The sequence below is a fragment of the Pseudoalteromonas sp. SG43-6 genome, from assembly GCF_014164365.1.
Lineage (GTDB): Bacteria > Pseudomonadota > Gammaproteobacteria > Enterobacterales > Alteromonadaceae > Pseudoalteromonas > Pseudoalteromonas rhizosphaerae.
On the sequence record NZ_JACJEZ010000058.1, the window covers coordinates 1 to 16,275 of the forward strand.

Sequence of the window (16,275 nt, forward strand, 5' to 3'; positions counted from 1 at the left end):
TCCTCGGTAACTTTATCCTCGCTAACTTTATTCTCGCTAACTTTATTCTCGCTAACTCATTCGACTACCCATTGTAAACTCGCACCGTGTTGCTTTAACCATTTTGTTGCTTGCTTATAATCAGGATAAAACTCACTGACGCGCTGCCAAAATGCGGCACTGTGATTTAAATATTTCAAGTGAGCTAGTTCATGCACAATCACATAATCAATAATACTCTGCGGCGCACTGGCTAATAACAAATTAAAGGTCAATTCTCGTCGTCGATTACAACTGCCCCAACGACGCTTATAAGTATGAATGCGAATACTGCTAGGTAAAGTCTCTGCCATTTGTAGGCAATAAGCATGTACACGCATTTCAATATAATTTTCTAATTGCTCATGTAAAAAACTTTCGAGCAAGGTTTGGTACATTGGCTGCTGATGCTTAACCCGTCCAGAAAGATTTAGCTGTAACACATCTCCCTGCTGATTTTTTACTAGCTGCCATGCGCTGCGCGAGCTGACACCATAAGTCAGTATCACAGGTTGTGAAAAAACCAGTACGCGATTATCTTGTAATGGGTATTGGCGAGTATCAAGCATTTGACTTTGCTTGTTAATTTGCGCATTGATCCAGTCAGTTTTACTTAGCAGCCAGCTTTCAAGTTCCTTTTTAGCAACCCCAACAGGCGCATAAACTGTGACACTTTGTTGCTGGACTTTGATAGCGACAGTTTTGCGGCGGCGACTACGTTTTAATGTATATTCAAACAAACCTAACTCTTGTAATTGACCGACAGTCATTAAACTAATTAACAGGTCACTATAATACCTTGCAAAATAACTGCTAATCTATATCTAAGTAGAATTAAATAAAGCGATATCAAACATGCCTGATAAGCCTTGTTGTCGTTATACCTCTCCCGATGGCCATCATTGTCAAGAAACAGACATGGGTTCAGGTTTTTGTTTTTGGCATGATGCCAAATTTGATAAGTCAGGCTTAGATCTGACCCAAAAATTAGAGCGCTATGCAAAAAAGGGAGGATTATTACAGGGATTGCAATTAAAACGCGCTAACCTTAATGGGCTTAATTTGATAAAACAAGATGATGAGGATGGCTTTGATTTATCTTACAGTAATTTTTATCGTGCAACGCTCACCAACGCTCATCTGTTTAATAATAAAATAGCCCACAGTTCACTGATGAAAGCCAACTTGCACGAAGCAAGCCTGCATTACTGCAACCTACAAGATACAAATTTATTGGGTATAAAACTAAACAACACCCGTATTGATAACATTGAGCTAGGCGCTGAACTATTACAGGAAAAACAAGCTAAAGCAGCGCTTAAACATACAGATAAAAGCGCAGCCCTTGACTTATTTGAACAATCAGAAGAAATATTTCGCAATTTACGTAAAGCATCAGAACAACAAGGCTTATTTGAACTGGCGGGTAATTTCACGTACAAAGAACTGCGGATGCGTCACGCACAATATCCACGGGGTTCAAAAAAACGATTAGCCTCGAGCTGTATTGATATGTTGTGCGGGTATGGTGAAAAGCCTGAAAATGTGATCCGTTTTAGTTTGTCACTGATCATCTGCTGCGCCCTGTGTTATTTTATTTTTGGGGTGATGGATGCTGGTCGTATTATGCAGTTCAATCCGGCGGCAACATTAAGTGATAATTTATTAGCCCTACTTAATAGCTTCTATTTTAGCGTGGTTACTTTTACAACCTTAGGATATGGCGATATTACTCCGGTTGGTTTCTCCCGATTCGTTGCTGCAGTTGAAGCGTTTTGCGGGAGTTTCTCTCTGGCATTATTCGTAGTCGTATTTGTCAAACGTATGACCCGATAATTACCGATTACTTTATCTGCGAAAATAAATAGTTCAGCTAAATACCTGCTATAAAACTGGTTATAAATGATGCTATCATTGCGCACAATGAAACTTAGCGAATTGATTTTAAAAAGTTTTTGATTTTGTTAAATTTTGCAGCTAAATATGTAAACAAATAACAGGCATTTGCGCAAAATTAATTAATTGTCTTAACATATATTTCAGGTGATATTAGTTATTACTGAAATAACAGTGTATTGAGCCGTTATGCTTACCGCTTTTTTTATTACCGATCACGATCCGAGCCTTCTTATTAATGGTGTTTATGACCCATTTTTAGTCGCTCTGTCTGTTTTAACGGCTATTTTCTCTGCATTTTTTGCAACTTACATGATCGATCTGGCCAAAGAAACACGCTTCAAAAGTTATCAAAAATTAGCCAACTCAACGGCTTCCTTGGTACTTTCTGGCGGTATTTGGAGTATGCATTTTATTGGTATGTTGGCATTTTCACTGTGTACAAATATCAGCTACGACCCAACACTCACCTTTTTATCTTTCATTCCAGCATTTTTAGCCTGCCTAACTGGCGTGTCATTATTAGTAAAAAATAACGCCACTATTTTCAGTTTAATACTGCCCTCGGTACTACTCGGCGCAGGTATCGGCACTATGCATTACAGTGGTATGGCAGCAATGGAATTGAGCCCGCTGCTACGCTACGATCCATTGATGTTTGGGTTGTCAATTATCGTTGCCGTTGTACTGGCGTTTATATCTTTATATGCTCGCTTTAATATTAAAAAGCACCTCTCAACACTAAATTCTTTGCAGACGCGGTTGATCAGCGCAATCATTTTGGGTTTTGCTGTTGCAGGTATGCATTACATGGGAATGGCGGCAACACGGTTTGTTGCAACCTCGCCATTAATTGGTAATGACAGCGCCAGCTCAGAACTTACATTTGTTGCTATTAGCGTAGTGTTCGCCACCATTATTCTAACCGCGATAGTTGCTATCATTAACGGTATGGTACGCTATCGCATGTTACTTGAAGAAAAAACAGGGAATGAATCTCGCTTAGAGGCTATTTTATCGACCGCTATAGATGGCATTGTAACAATTAACAATCGCGGTATTATCTTAAGCTTTAATAACGCTGCAGAGAATATTTTCGGCTGGCATAGCACTGATGTAAAGGGTAAAAACATAAAAATGCTGATGGCAGATGATATCGCAGCCGAGCATGATGAATATCTATTAAAGGCACATCACATCGATTTAGGTAAAGTTATTGGCGTCAATCGTGATGTTCTTGCTAAACATAAACAAGGTCACCTATTTCCTATTCGCTTAGGTATTGGTGAAGCAAACCAGCCAGGACAAGAGTCAATATTTGTTGGCTTTATTACTGACTTGACTGAGCAACGCAAACTACAACAAAACCTCATAGCGAAAGAACAACAATACCGCTCGCTGATGAATAATATGCCTGGCGTGGTATTTCGCTGCCAGTTGGATAAAAGCTGGAGCATGATTTTTATTAGCCCTAGCATTAATGAAGTAACTGGCTATGTCCCATCGGAATTTATCAATCAGCATATTCAGTTTAGTGATTTGATTTTTAAAGATGATAACAAACGCATCAATAAATCGGTCGAGCAAGCGATCGCTGCTAAATCGCAATACTCAATTGAATACCGACTACGTCATCGAAGTGGCAAGCTAATTTGGGTGCTTGAGAAAGGTAGCTTTGAGTTCAACAAGCAAGGTGAAGCGATTTGGATCGACGGCGTTATTATCGATATTAGTGAACGTCGTGAATACGAAGATAAATTAAAGTTGGCGAAAATAGCCGCCGAAGATGCAGCTCAAGCCAAACAGTCATTTATGGCGAATATGAGTCACGAAATTCGCACACCGATGAATTCGATTATTGGCTTTAGTGATTTATTGATGGATACACCACTTGATCAAGACCAACAAAAGCACTTAATTATCGTAAATAATGCGGCTCGCTCGCTGTTACGGCTATTAAATGAAATATTGGATTCTGCAAAACTTGAAAAAGGTAAGCTGACCATTGAATTAGTGCATTTTAATCTTCAAGCGGTGCTTGATAGTATTATTTCTACATTTTGGTTAGAAGCAAAAAAGAAAGATCTAGAACTAACACTTACCATCAAAGAGTCTGTTCACCCTACTTATTACGGTGATCCAGACCGAATTCGCCAAGTTTTAACAAATTTAATTGGTAATGCAGTTAAGTTTACAGCTCAGGGCTCAGTGAATGTCACTGTCAGTACGACACAAAATAATTACTTATTTTTTGAAGTACAAGATACCGGTATTGGTATTGCTAAAGATCGTCTTAAAGCGGTATTTCAGCCTTTTGAACAAGCTGACGGGACTACTACACGTCGTTTTGGTGGCACTGGACTTGGTACTACTATCAGTAAGCAACTCGTTGAGCTGATGGGTGGCATAATCAACGTAGTCAGTGAAGAAGATAAAGGCAGCTGCTTTTATTTTTCATTGCCTTTAGAGGTCGGTGATGAAACCCAAGTCAATTACTTTGATAAGTTGTATACGCAATTACCTAAGCTGCGCATTTTAGTCGTTGATGACATAGCACAAAATGTTGAGCTACTACAGTTATTATTGTCGCGAGATCAGCATACGATTAGCTCTGCAAGCAACGGCTTAGAAGCGATCGCTATTTTTGAAAAACAAGATTTTGATGTCATTTTAATGGATATCCATATGCCTGAATGTGACGGTATTGCCGCGACCGAAAAAATTCGTGAAATTGAGCAACAACGACAGCTAAAAAAGACTCCGATCATTGCGCTCACCGCCAGTGTCTTACAGCAAGATAAATTAACGGCTAAAAAAGCGGGTATGAATGGCTTCGCCAATAAGCCTGTTGATATCAATCAATTGAATCAAGAGATTGCGCAAGTGCTTGGCTTTGGTTTAAATATAGAAACGCAAATTGCTCACAGTGATCCCACAGCACAGCATATTGATTTAAAAAAAGGACAGCAACTTTGGGGCAGTAAGTGTAAACAGCTGAGCGAAATACACCGTTTTTTTAAAGAGCAGCAGGCAACATGTGACATTATCTTTAATGATGGACTAAATGCCTTAAAAGATATTAATGGCACATTACATACCCTTAAAGGCTTATCTGGTAATTTAGGTTTACCGACTATGATGGCCCTACTTTCAACCTTAGAAAACAGCCAAGCCCCTGAGCAGCAGGCGCAAATAATTCAGCAATTGCAGATAGAGTTTAATGCGGTCAATGAGTTGTTAGCTAGAAAAACCAGCAGCTGTATAGCAGTGCAAAGCAGCGAAAAAAATACCCAAGTACTATCGCTCAGCGAATTTAAAATACTGTGTGAACAACTGCGTAAAGACGCAGAAAATGCAGAGCTCAATGATGAGTTGTTAGCAACATTAGCAGACAATGCCCCCGCTACTTATCAAAGTGATGTGGATGCATTAATCGAATATTTCGACCAGTTTGACTTTGACAATGCCCAGAGTACTCTTATTGCATTAATAGAGCTGCTCAATCAGGCAGCAAATTTGGAAACACACTGATGGACTTAATAACCGAACGCCCACGAATTCTTATTGTTGATGATGAACCCGCCAACCTTAAAGTCATGCGCGAAGTATTAGGGAATCAATATCGCCTCTCTTTTGCTAAATCGGGTGATGCCGCGCTCGCGTTAGTTGAAAAAGAGCCACCCAAACTCATTCTACTCGATATTATGATGCCAAATATGAGTGGTTTTGAAGTATGTCAGCTGCTTAAACAAAACCCTGCTACTGAGCATATTCCAGTCATTTTTGTGACTGCACTTGCGGATGAAAGTGATGAGTTTAAAGGTTTTGAAATTGGCGCGGTAGATTACATAACCAAGCCTATTAGTCCTGCAATCGTAAGAGCGCGTGTTAAAACTCATTTATCCCTAGTTCAGGCTGAGCAGCTAAAGTTGGCTCACGTTGATTTAGTCCATCGTTTAGGGTGCGCTGCCGAGTATAAAGACACCGATACTGGCGAGCATATTGTGCGCATGAGTAAATACAGTAAAATTTTAGCACTAGCCTATGGAATGACTGAACAACATGCTGAGCTTCTCAAACAAGCAGCACCGATGCATGACATTGGTAAAATCGGCATTCCCGATGCAATCTTGCTTAAACCAGGGAAATTAACAGCCGAAGAATTTGAACACATGAAACAGCATGCCAAAATCGGCGCTAAAATTTTAGCAAACTCGTCATCGCCGTTATTGCAGCTCGCCTATATACTTGCGATGGAGCATCATGAAAAATGGGATGGATCAGGTTATCCAAACGGTCTTAAAGGTGAGGAAATTTCGATTGAAGGACGTATTGTGGCAATCGCCGATGTATTCGATGCACTTACCTCTAAACGTCCCTATAAGCAAGCTTGGAGCGTTGATGAAGCCATAAGTCATATGCGCGAGCAAGCTGGTAAACACTTTGATCCTCAGCTTATCGCACTATTTGAAGGCCAGCTAGATGCTGTTTTAGCAGTGTACTCTGCCTACCAAAGCTAACCATATGCTAGATGTTGGCCGAGATATATGCATAGTCATGAGAGGTGATTTCATGACTATTACCACTTAAATCCTGAAAATAAACAGAGTATGTAACTTTGTGATCAGCAACCACGGTTTTAATATTTAAGTCAGCCAAATGCTTAAGCCAAGCGATAAACTGCTCTCCAGATGCGCCAAATGCAATCCCTTTACTACTGCCCTCTCGCTCAAATAACGCTAAGCGAATAGTTGCCGCAGGATCTTCTAGTGTTAAAGGCCCAGTACCCTCATCCCAAAAAGCAAGCTCTGGCACAATATTAAATCCAAGGACTGTTTTGTACCACGTGACGGCTTGCGCAAGGTTAGTCACATTTAAATGGCAATGATCGACACCAGATAAAGTAGGCATTGCCATTAGCCAATCTCCGACTTAAGTTGTTCAATAAATACCTGCATATATTCAGTACGACGCACCGCTTCTGCTTTTGCTGAAGGTGTATTCATACTCTGTGCAATATGTAATAGCTTGATGAAGAAGTGATCTAATGTATACAAGCTGTCATCCGGGCTGCGGTGGGCGCAAAATGGATCGTCAGGGTGATATAAATTGCGTCCGATTGAGCCCCCTACTTTCATACAGCGGCTGACACCAATTGCTCCTAAAGCATCCATACGATCAGCATCTTGAACGATTTGTGCTTCCACACTTTCAATTGCAATGTTAGCACTAAAACTATGGGCTACAATAGCATGATGAATGGCATCAAAATATTGCGCGTCGTACCCTATTGACGCTAAAAATGAAATTGCTTTATCTGCGGCCATTGTTGAAGCTTTAGCGCGATCAGGGTGGTTTTTAGCCACTGCAACACAGTCATGCAACCATGCTGCGGGTAACACCACGTCCATCGAAGCATCTTCAGCAAAGCAGAGCTGTTTTGCAACACGCACGACTCGTTCAATATGGGTAATATCGTGGGCGACATCAGCACTCACTAACGACAAAATAAAAGCACGGCAATGATTTTCTAGCTGTTGCAACGGCTCAGATAATACTAAAACGGGCAAACGTTGTTCCATAAATCCTGTAATTTCAAATTAATGCATTGAATTACTGTTACTTTACCGCGGTTATAGGCTGTTGTGCAAAACATTCATTGTATGTTCGAGCCTGCTTCACTAAAATACGCTCTTAATTTATCCGTAATGAGAAGCCTAATGTCATCTGTCGTATACCTAGAAGCTGGTCGTGAAAAATCACTAAAAAGAAAACACCCATGGTTGTTTTCAAAAGCCATCAAAAAAATAAAAGGTAAGCCAGGTTTAGGTGACACAGTGACCATTCACGATAGTAATGGTAAATTTTTAGCTACAGCGGCTTACAGTCCGCACTCACAGATCCGCGCGCGTGTTTGGAGCTTTGATGAAACAGAAATCATCGACCAAGCTTTTTTTGAACGTCGCTTACGTCGTGCCTTTGCGGCACGCGAGCAAGTAATTACTGAAGGTGGCTTAACGGGATTTCGGTTATGTGCCGCCGAGTCTGATTTTTTACCAGGTGTAACCATTGATAAATTTGACAACTTTTTAGTGTGTCAGTTATTAAGTGCCGGTGCTGAGCGCCATAAAGGTGAAATAGTTGGCGCTTTAATCGCTATTTTCCCAGGCTGTAACGTGTATGAGCGCTCTGATGTCGATGTGCGCACCAAAGAAGGCTTAGAGCCGACTATGGGCGTGTTATGGGGTAATAAGCCTGAGCAGCCAGTATTAATTGAAGAAAATGGTTTTAAAATTGAAGTAGACATTCTCGAAGGTCATAAAACCGGTTTCTACCTTGATCAACGTGATAGCCGTGCTGCATTAGAGCGTTTTTCAAAAGATAAAAGAGTACTTAACTGTTTTAGCTACACAGGTACCTTTTCATTGTATGCACTGCGTGGCGGCTGCGAGCATGTTACTAACGTTGACGTATCGCAACCCGCGCTTGATACCGCAAAACGTAATGTCGAGCACAATAATCTTGATTTAGATAAAGTTGACTTCATAAAACAAGATGTATTTAAATTACTACGCCAATACCGTGAAGATGGGGTGTTATTCGATACTATCGTTATGGACCCACCTAAATTTGCTGATAACAAAGCACAACTAACGGGTGCGTGTCGTGGCTATAAAGATATCAATATGATTGCCATGCAAATTCTTAAACCAGGTGGTACGTTGCTTACGTTCTCATGTTCAGGTTTAATGGAGCAAAATTTATTTCAAAAAGTGGTTGCTGATGCAGCCCTTGATGCTGGTAAGGATTTGTTGATCATGGAGCGTTTAAACCAAGCTGCTGATCATCCAATCGCAGGCAGTTACCCTGAAGGTTTTTACCTAAAAGGCCTGATCTGTAAAGTTTACTAAACTGACTGCAACTAATTAACCTGAGTCCATCAGGTTAATTAAACTGCATTATTTCTAGCCCAGCGGTTACCGTGCCATCACTTTCTTTGCTGGCACGAACGACTTTTGCTGTTGCATCAAGTGGTGCAATGGCAGGGCTGGTCGAATCAATATTCACCTTCACAATGGTGCCCAGTTCAAGTAATTCATCCAACTGCAGTGACAACCCAGTTGCACTTAAATCGACACATACAGCATCAAAATGTTGATCAGCGACTGGCTCAAGTGTGGTTAATTTTGCCTGTGCATTTAATTGCATACGTCTAAAATTACGTTTATCTTCATTTAGCATAATAACTCCTAAACAACCGTATTGATTTTTTCTAATAACCCCACGACCGAAAAAGGCTTCACCACATAGGCATCGCAACCGGCATCAAAACCAGCTTGTTGTTCCTGTACGGATTCTAAGCCTGACACCATAACAACAGGAATATTACGAGTTTCAGGGGTGTTCTTCAACATTCGACACGTGTCGTAACCATCTAGGCCGGGCATACATACATCGAGTAAAATCGCATCCGGTGGATTTGCAATAGCCGACGATAAACAGCTCTTACCTGATTCAGCATAACTGAGCTCAAAATCCGCTGATAAAGCGACTTTGAGCATTTCAAAATTAAAGTACTCGTCATCTACAACTAGTAAACGCGGGTGTGTATTAGCGGATGAGCGCATGGTTAATATCAGTTCCTTCTCATCTAACAAATATTTCCTTCCAAGGTATTCGATGTTTACTAAATACCAAACTCAATCAATTTCTTTCAGAGCATTCAATACACGCTTAGCTGAAATCGGATACGGTGTCCCTAACGTTTGCGCAAACAAGGATACTCTAAGCTCTTGTTGCATCCAAAAAATATCCTGCAATTGTTGCGGAGCAGGCATTCCAGGCGGCACTTTTTTCAGCTGTTTTTGATACTCTTGAGCAACCTTTTCTAACTCAAGTACACATAATCTGTCACGATTTGGATCAACTGGCAACTTTTCTAAGCGTTTTTCTATTGCTTTTAAGTAACGAATTAAATCACTAAGTTTGTCTGCGCCATGATTTGAAACAAAGCCTTTGAATACCAAAGATCCCAGTTGGCTTTTTATATCTCCATGTGCAGTGATCATGGTTAAATCAACTCGCCCTTTCATTTTTTTATGTAACGCATGCGCAATACTCAACACTTGCTCAACTTGGGTTGCAATAGCAACAACCGCATCGCCGAGCTCACCGCGCACGTGCTCTTTTACTTGCTCAAACGCTTGTTCGGTGCGTACATCGCCTAATTTTACCAATAAACTGTCAACGCCTGCGGCAATACAGTCATCAATTAAATCAGCAACCTTACCAAACGGATTAAAATATAGACCTAATTTAGCCTTATTGGGTAAGTTTTGTTGCAAATACTTTATCGGCGAAGGCACGTTCAGTAATACCAAACGGCGTAACCCCTGCTGATGGGCGGTTTGCGCTTTAACTTCGTTATCAAATAGCTCAACTGCCGCCGATGATTTTTTATCTACCAGTGCTGGGTATGCTTTGATTTCATACTGGCCTTGTTTTTTCACATAGGATACCGGTAACTTGCCAAAATCCCATTGCAATAGGTCAGCTTTTTCAATGCCTTTATCTGCCACTTTAGACAGCGTTTGCGTCACTTTACCCTGCAATTGCGCTTTGAGTTTCGCTAAATCCATACCTCGGGCAAGTACATTATCTTTTTCATCACGAACTTCAAACTGCAGTCTTAAGTGAGTCGCAAGGGTGGTTAAATCCCAGGCCTCTGGATCAACTTTTACACCTGTCATACGTAATAAACGCGTACTGAGTGCCTCAATGAAGTTACCTTGCATAGGCTCGATTGCTGCAAGAACCGCATCTGCGTAATTTGGCGCAGGCACAAAATTACGACGTAGTGATTTAGGTAAAGATTTAATTAAACCGGTGATCAACTCATGACGAAATGCCGGAATATGCCAGTCAAAGCCAGCTTCTTCTACTTGGTTTAGTAAGGCCACCGGAATATGCACTGCAACCCCATCGACCGCTTGGCCTGGATCAAAATGATAGCTCAACGGCAACATTAAATTGCCTTGTTGCCATACATCGGGGTAATCAAACTCAGTAACACTATCAGCACCGTGTTGCATTAAATCATCACGTGTCATTTGCAAGTAATGTTTATCCTGCTGCTTTTGCGTTTTATACCATTTATTAAATGCTGCACGACTGTTTATTTGAGCAGGAATTTTCTTATCGTAAAACTCATATAAGGTTTGCTCATCAACTAAAATATCACGACGGCGGCTTTTATTTTCTAGAGTTTGAATATCTTCAATCAGTTCGCGATTAAACTGCAAAAACCCTTCATTTTGACCTAAATCTTGCTCTACTAAGGCACTGCGAATAAACAACTGGCGGCTAACTTTCGGATCAATGTTACTGTACACACAGCGACGCTTTGACACTATGATCAGCCCGTATAGTACCTGCTGTTCGAAAGCGATCACTGCGCCGGGCTTTTTCTCCCAATGCGGCTCACTGTAACTGCGTTTTACTAAGTGTTGTGCTAATGGTTCAACCCAATCGATGTTAATTTTGGCATTAATACGTGCATATAATTTACTGGTTTCAACCAGCTCTGCCGACATCAACCATTTTGGGCTTTTCTTAAATAATCCAGAGCCTGGGAATACATGAAACTGACTGTTGCGAGCGCCTTTATATACTTGCTTTTCATCTTTAAAACCAATGTGACTGAGCATGCCACTCAATAGCGCTTGATGGATTTTATCGCCATCGGCAACATTGCTGGTCGCTTTCATGCCCATTTCATTGCACACAGTACTGAGCTGATAAACGATATCTTGCCACTCACGAATACGCATATAAGCGAGCATATCCTTTTGGCACAGCTTTCTGAATTGGCTGTTACTTAGCTCACTTTGCTGCTCTTCTAAGTAATTCCATAAATTTAAAAAGGCGATGAAATCTGAATCAGGATCGTCAAAACGGCCATGCTTTTCGTTTGCAGCAGCGCGTTTTTCTTGCGGGCGCTCGCGTGGATCTTGAATCGATAACGCCGCCACAATAATAATCACTTCACGCAGCGCACCCAGCTTTTGTGCTGTTAGTACCATTTTAGCTAAACGCGGGTCAACCGGTAAGCGGCTCAGTTCAATACCCGATTTAGTAAGCTGTGTATTGTTATTGTGACGACTAGGTTTTACCGCTTCAAGTTCCTCTAGTAACGTTAAGCCATCGTTGATATTACGGCTATCTGGTGCTTGTACAAATGGGAACTCGGCCATATCGCCCAACCCTAAGCCGAGCATTTTTAAAATAACTGAGGCTAAATTAGTACGTAGTATTTCTGGATCAGTAAACTCTGGGCGCGAATTAAAATCATCTTCAGCATATAAACGAATACAAATACCCGCTTCAACACGGCCACAGCGGCCTTTTCGCTGATTGGCACTGGCTTGTGATATTGGCTCAATCGGTAAACGCTGCACTTTAGTACGATAACTATAACGGCTAATGCGCGCGGTACCAGGATCAATAACGTATCGAATACCCGGCACAGTAAGTGAGGTTTCAGCAACGTTGGTCGATAAAATAATATGACGACGACTATGGGGAGCAAAAATACGGTTTTGTTCTGCGTTAGAAAGGCGCGAATACAAAGGTAAAACATCCGCTCCTTTTAAATTACGTTTACTAAGGGCATCAGCAGTATCGCGTATTTCCCGTTCACCATTTAAGAAGATTAAAATATCGCCTGGGCCTTCTTGGCACAGCTCATCAACGGCATCAAAAATACCTTGCAGCTGGTCGCCTTCAGCCTCCATATCATTTTTATCAATTTCAACCAAAGGACGATAACGCACATCCACCGGAAATGTTCGTCCTGACACTTCAATAATCGGTGCATCATTAAAATGCTTTGAGAATCGCTCTGGATCAATGGTCGCAGAGGTAATAATTATTTTTAAATCAGGACGCTTTGGTAATAGGTTTTTCAAATAACCTAAAATAAAATCAATGTTTAAACTACGTTCATGAGCTTCATCAATAATAATGGTGTCATACTGGTTTAAAAATCGGTCTTGTTGAATTTCCGCCAGTAAAATACCGTCAGTCATCAACTTTATATAGCTGTTATTTGATACTTGATCGCTAAAACGAATTTTAAAACCCACTTGCTGGCCAAGTTCACATTGCATTTCATGAGCAATCCGATCCGCGACACTGCGCGCAGCCAAACGTCTTGGTTGGGTGTGACCGATATAACCATCAACGCCACGGCCAAGTTCTAAACACATTTTAGGAATTTGCGTGGTTTTACCTGAGCCGGTTTCACCCGCGATAATAACCACTTGGTTATTGGCGATAGCCTCTTTAATGTCGTCTTTTTTCTGACTGACGGGGAGCTGCTCAGGGTAAGTTACTTTAGGTAACTGAGCTAAGCGCACCTCTCGCAATTGTTGGCTACGTGCTATATCTGCAGTGATTTTTTCAATCACGGCTGCTTGTTTTGTTTCATCGGTTATTTTTTTTATGCCGTGAAGGCGTTTTTTAAAGATGAATTGATCTTTTCTTAAACACGTTTTTAGTTCACCAAACAATTGACCTAGGTTAACCACCCGCGACTACCTTATAAAATTTGAGTAAAGACGAGCGATTGTAGCAAACTTCGCCGCAGGGGTTAACTTTGCTGCGATATAAAATGTAATAACCAAAGCTTAAAACAATAAAAAAGGCGCTAATTAAGCGCCTTTCATGTTCTTTGGGCAGAACAATTGCTGTGTTTTATTTATAGCGCAGCGAAAACTTCATCTGTTTTGGCAGCGCAAATAAAATCATTTTTGTGTAAGCCTTTAATTGAATGGCTCCACCACGTTACCGTTACTTTGCCCCACTCTGTTAGCAAGCCCGGGTGATGGCCTTCATCTTCAGCCATATCACCTACTTTATTAGTAAAAGCGATGGCTTGTTTAAAGTTTTTAAATTTATAAACACGCTCTAATTGCATAATACCGTCGCGTACTTCAGGCACCCAATCTGGGATCATTTTAATTAATTCAGCTAACTCGGTATCTGATACTTGTGGAGCGTCTACGTGACAGGCTTCACATTTTTGTGCGCTTAATGATGACATCTTAAATCCTTAACTTGCTAATTTTTCTTTAGGAGGAAATTTTGGGTCATGTAACCCTAATTCTTTTGCTTGCGCAACTAACGCCATAATATCCAGCTGTGAAATATCAAATAAATCATGGATAGAATTAATGGTGTAGTACAAAGGCTGCATAATATCAATTCGGTACGGCGTGCGTAATACATCCAATACATTCATCGGGTTTATCTCGGGCTTATCTGAATACACGTATTGTGTTTCACCTGGACTTGATAAAATACCGCCACCATAAATACGCAGGCCATCATCTGTTTGCATTAGGCCAAACTCAACCGTAAACCAATACATACGGGCAAGGTAAACCCGATCTTTTTTCTCGGCAGCGTAACCTAACTGGCCATATTTATGCGTAAACTTGGCAAAATCAGGATTAGTAAGCATTGCACAATGACCAAATATTTCATGAAAAATATCAGGTTCTTGCAGGTAATCAAACTCTTCACGGCTACGAATAAAGGTTGCGACTGGAAATTGCTTATTTGCTAATAAACGAAAGAATTCATCAAAGTCAATTAAAGCTGGCACAGGTGTAACTTGCCAGCCGGTAGTCGCTAGTAATACTTCATTAAGCTCACTTAACTGCGGAATACGGTCATGAGGCAGGTTTATTTTTTCAAGCCCTTCCATGTATTCATTGCAAGCTTTGCCTGCAATACATTTTAGTTGGCGTGCGACTAGTTCTGACCATATTTTATTTTCTGCTTCGCTCCAATGGATAACGCCATTTTCATCTGGTGTCTTGGAGGTGTATTTACTTGCTTTAGCCATAATAACCTTCTTAGTGTTAAACCGATATCGGTGTCAACCTGTTAAGGAGATACTAAGCAAATGTAAGGCAAAGTTTAATAGCTGAGACAACATCAGCTATTAGCACCAAACCGCCTTTTGTACACCAAACATTACACTTTTAGATCAAAAAGTTTACAGTGCTATTTTCAAAGGGCTAGAAGCAACACAAACCGTAAATATAATCTTACAAGCTATGCAATAAAAGTAAAAGCGTGGTTAAGGTCGTTAATTATATCGTTAACATCTTCAAGGCCAACAGATAGTCTGATCAGGCCATCGCTAATACCCGCAGCGGCTCTTTCTTCGGGTGAATACGGTGAATGAGTCATCGATGCCGGATGTTGAATGAGTGTTTCGGCGTCTCCTAAACTCACGGCGAGTGTGCACAGTTGGGTATTATTAATAAACTGCTCGCCATCTTTTAGGCTGCCTTTTAATTCAAAGGCAATAACGCCACCAGAGGCTTTCATTTGCTTACCGATAAACTTAAATCCTGGGTGAGATGCAAGTCCGGGGTAATAAACGGTATTAACTTGGGGATGCTGCTCTAAAAATTCAGCAATAATTTGCGCACTTTCACAATGACGCTGCATTCGTATCGCTAAGGTTTTTAAACCACGATTAATAAGCCATGCATCGTGTGGACTAATTGTTGCACCAATATCTTTAAGTACGGTCATTTTAATTAATGTAATGTGCTCTTGACTGCCACACACCAAACCTGCCACAACATCACCGTGACCATTTAAATATTTAGTAGCACTGTGAACAATTAAATCAATGCCATAATCAATTGGCTTTTGCAGTAACGGCGTGAGAAAGGTGTTATCTATTACACTGATCAAATTGTGTTGTTTTGCCACTTGTCCTATTAACGCTAAATCAATTACCGCCATAGTTGGATTAACTGGGGTTTCGGCAAAAATCATTTTTGAATTCGGTTTAATTGCATCGCGTAATTGCTGCTCATCGGTCATATCTACAAACGTCACTTCAATCCCCCAACGCGGCAACATATGTGCGAAGAAAGCAAACGTACAGCCATACAAAGCGCTTGATGCGACTAAGTGATCGCCTTGCGATAAAAAACTTAATACCGATGCAGAAACCGCGCCCATTCCTGTGGCTGTTGCTGCAGCGGCTTCGCAACTTTCAAGTTGTGCGACTTTTTGTTCAAGCTCTGTCGTCGTCGGGTTACCTAAACGGGTATAAATATAGCCCGGTTCTTCACCAGCAAAACGTGCTGCACCTTGCGCGGCACTGCTAAAATGAAACGTTGAAGTTTGGTATAAAGGAGCAGTAAGTGCGCCATGCGGATCATTGGCTTTTTCTGGTCCATGGATACATTGGCTGTCGATGTGGAGTTTGTTCATTGTCTGATCTTTTTTGATTATTATTGATCCCATAATCAAAACGTATCGCAGGATAAA

General features: G+C 40.9%; 13 protein-coding genes. 4 read left to right on the plus strand and 9 right to left on the minus strand.

The window, feature by feature from the left end; genetic code table 11:
• Positions 1-56 precede the first annotated feature (56 nt).
• Positions 57-788: a M48 family metallopeptidase gene (locus H5201_RS19160; protein WP_182718135.1), complete on the minus strand. Its 732-nt coding sequence runs from the start codon at positions 786-788 to the stop codon at positions 57-59.
• Between the two features lie 85 nt (positions 789-873).
• On the opposite strand from H5201_RS19160, the gene H5201_RS19165 reads away from it, so the two are divergent.
• From H5201_RS19165 to H5201_RS19175, 3 genes are all read left to right on the plus strand, one after another.
• Positions 874-1,854, plus strand: coding sequence for an ion channel (locus H5201_RS19165; protein WP_145241414.1), 981 nt, complete (start codon positions 874-876; stop codon positions 1,852-1,854).
• A gap of 249 nt (positions 1,855-2,103) precedes the next feature.
• Positions 2,104-5,445, plus strand: a complete 3,342-nt coding sequence (locus H5201_RS19170; protein WP_182785215.1) for an MHYT domain-containing protein — start codon at positions 2,104-2,106, stop codon at positions 5,443-5,445.
• Entirely contained in the window at positions 5,445-6,434 is a 990-nt protein-coding gene (locus tag H5201_RS19175) for a two-component system response regulator (protein WP_182761445.1), read from the plus strand. The genes H5201_RS19170 and H5201_RS19175 overlap by 1 nt, the downstream gene beginning before the upstream one ends.
• 7 nt (positions 6,435-6,441) lie before the next feature.
• On the opposite strand, the gene H5201_RS19180 is transcribed toward H5201_RS19175, so the two are convergent.
• Positions 6,442-6,831 carry a VOC family protein gene (locus H5201_RS19180; RefSeq protein ID WP_145241420.1) on the minus strand — a complete coding sequence of 130 codons (390 nt, stop codon included), beginning with the start codon at positions 6,829-6,831 and terminating at the stop codon, positions 6,442-6,444.
• Positions 6,831-7,496: an HD domain-containing protein gene (locus H5201_RS19185; protein ID WP_145241422.1), complete on the minus strand. Its 666-nt coding sequence runs from the start codon at positions 7,494-7,496 to the stop codon at positions 6,831-6,833. The genes H5201_RS19180 and H5201_RS19185 overlap by 1 nt, the downstream gene beginning before the upstream one ends.
• Positions 7,497-7,634: 138 nt before the next feature.
• Here H5201_RS19185 and H5201_RS19190 point away from each other — a divergent pair, with 138 nt between their 5' ends.
• Positions 7,635-8,825 (plus strand): class I SAM-dependent methyltransferase, encoded by a 1,191-nt coding sequence (locus H5201_RS19190; protein ID WP_145241424.1) that lies wholly within the window; start codon positions 7,635-7,637, stop codon positions 8,823-8,825.
• A gap of 34 nt (positions 8,826-8,859) precedes the next feature.
• Here the strand turns inward: H5201_RS19190 and H5201_RS19195 are convergent, their stop codons facing one another.
• The 6 genes from H5201_RS19195 to megL all read right to left on the minus strand — a co-directional run bounded on the left by H5201_RS19195 (position 8,860) and on the right by megL (position 16,218).
• Complete coding sequence (locus tag H5201_RS19195; protein WP_145241426.1) at positions 8,860-9,156, minus strand: PilZ domain-containing protein; 297 nt, start codon at positions 9,154-9,156, stop codon at positions 8,860-8,862.
• Positions 9,157-9,164: 8 nt separating this feature from the next.
• Positions 9,165-9,542 (minus strand): PleD family two-component system response regulator, encoded by a 378-nt coding sequence (locus tag H5201_RS19200; protein ID WP_145241521.1) that lies wholly within the window; start codon positions 9,540-9,542, stop codon positions 9,165-9,167.
• Positions 9,543-9,614: 72 nt separating this feature from the next.
• The gene (hrpA, locus tag H5201_RS19205) at positions 9,615-13,502 is read right to left on the minus strand and encodes an ATP-dependent RNA helicase HrpA (protein WP_182785216.1); all 3,888 of its coding nucleotides are present in this window, start codon (positions 13,500-13,502) and stop codon (positions 9,615-9,617) included.
• 170 nt (positions 13,503-13,672) lie between these two features.
• Positions 13,673-14,017: a 4a-hydroxytetrahydrobiopterin dehydratase gene (locus H5201_RS19210; RefSeq protein ID WP_149980747.1), complete on the minus strand. Its 345-nt coding sequence runs from the start codon at positions 14,015-14,017 to the stop codon at positions 13,673-13,675.
• 9 nt (positions 14,018-14,026) lie between these two features.
• Entirely contained in the window at positions 14,027-14,824 is a 798-nt protein-coding gene (gene phhA, locus H5201_RS19215) for a phenylalanine 4-monooxygenase (protein WP_145241432.1), read from the minus strand.
• Positions 14,825-15,036: 212 nt separating this feature from the next.
• Entirely contained in the window at positions 15,037-16,218 is a 1,182-nt protein-coding gene (gene megL, locus H5201_RS19220; protein ID WP_182785217.1) for a methionine gamma-lyase, read from the minus strand.
• Between the last annotated feature and the right edge of the window lie 57 nt (positions 16,219-16,275).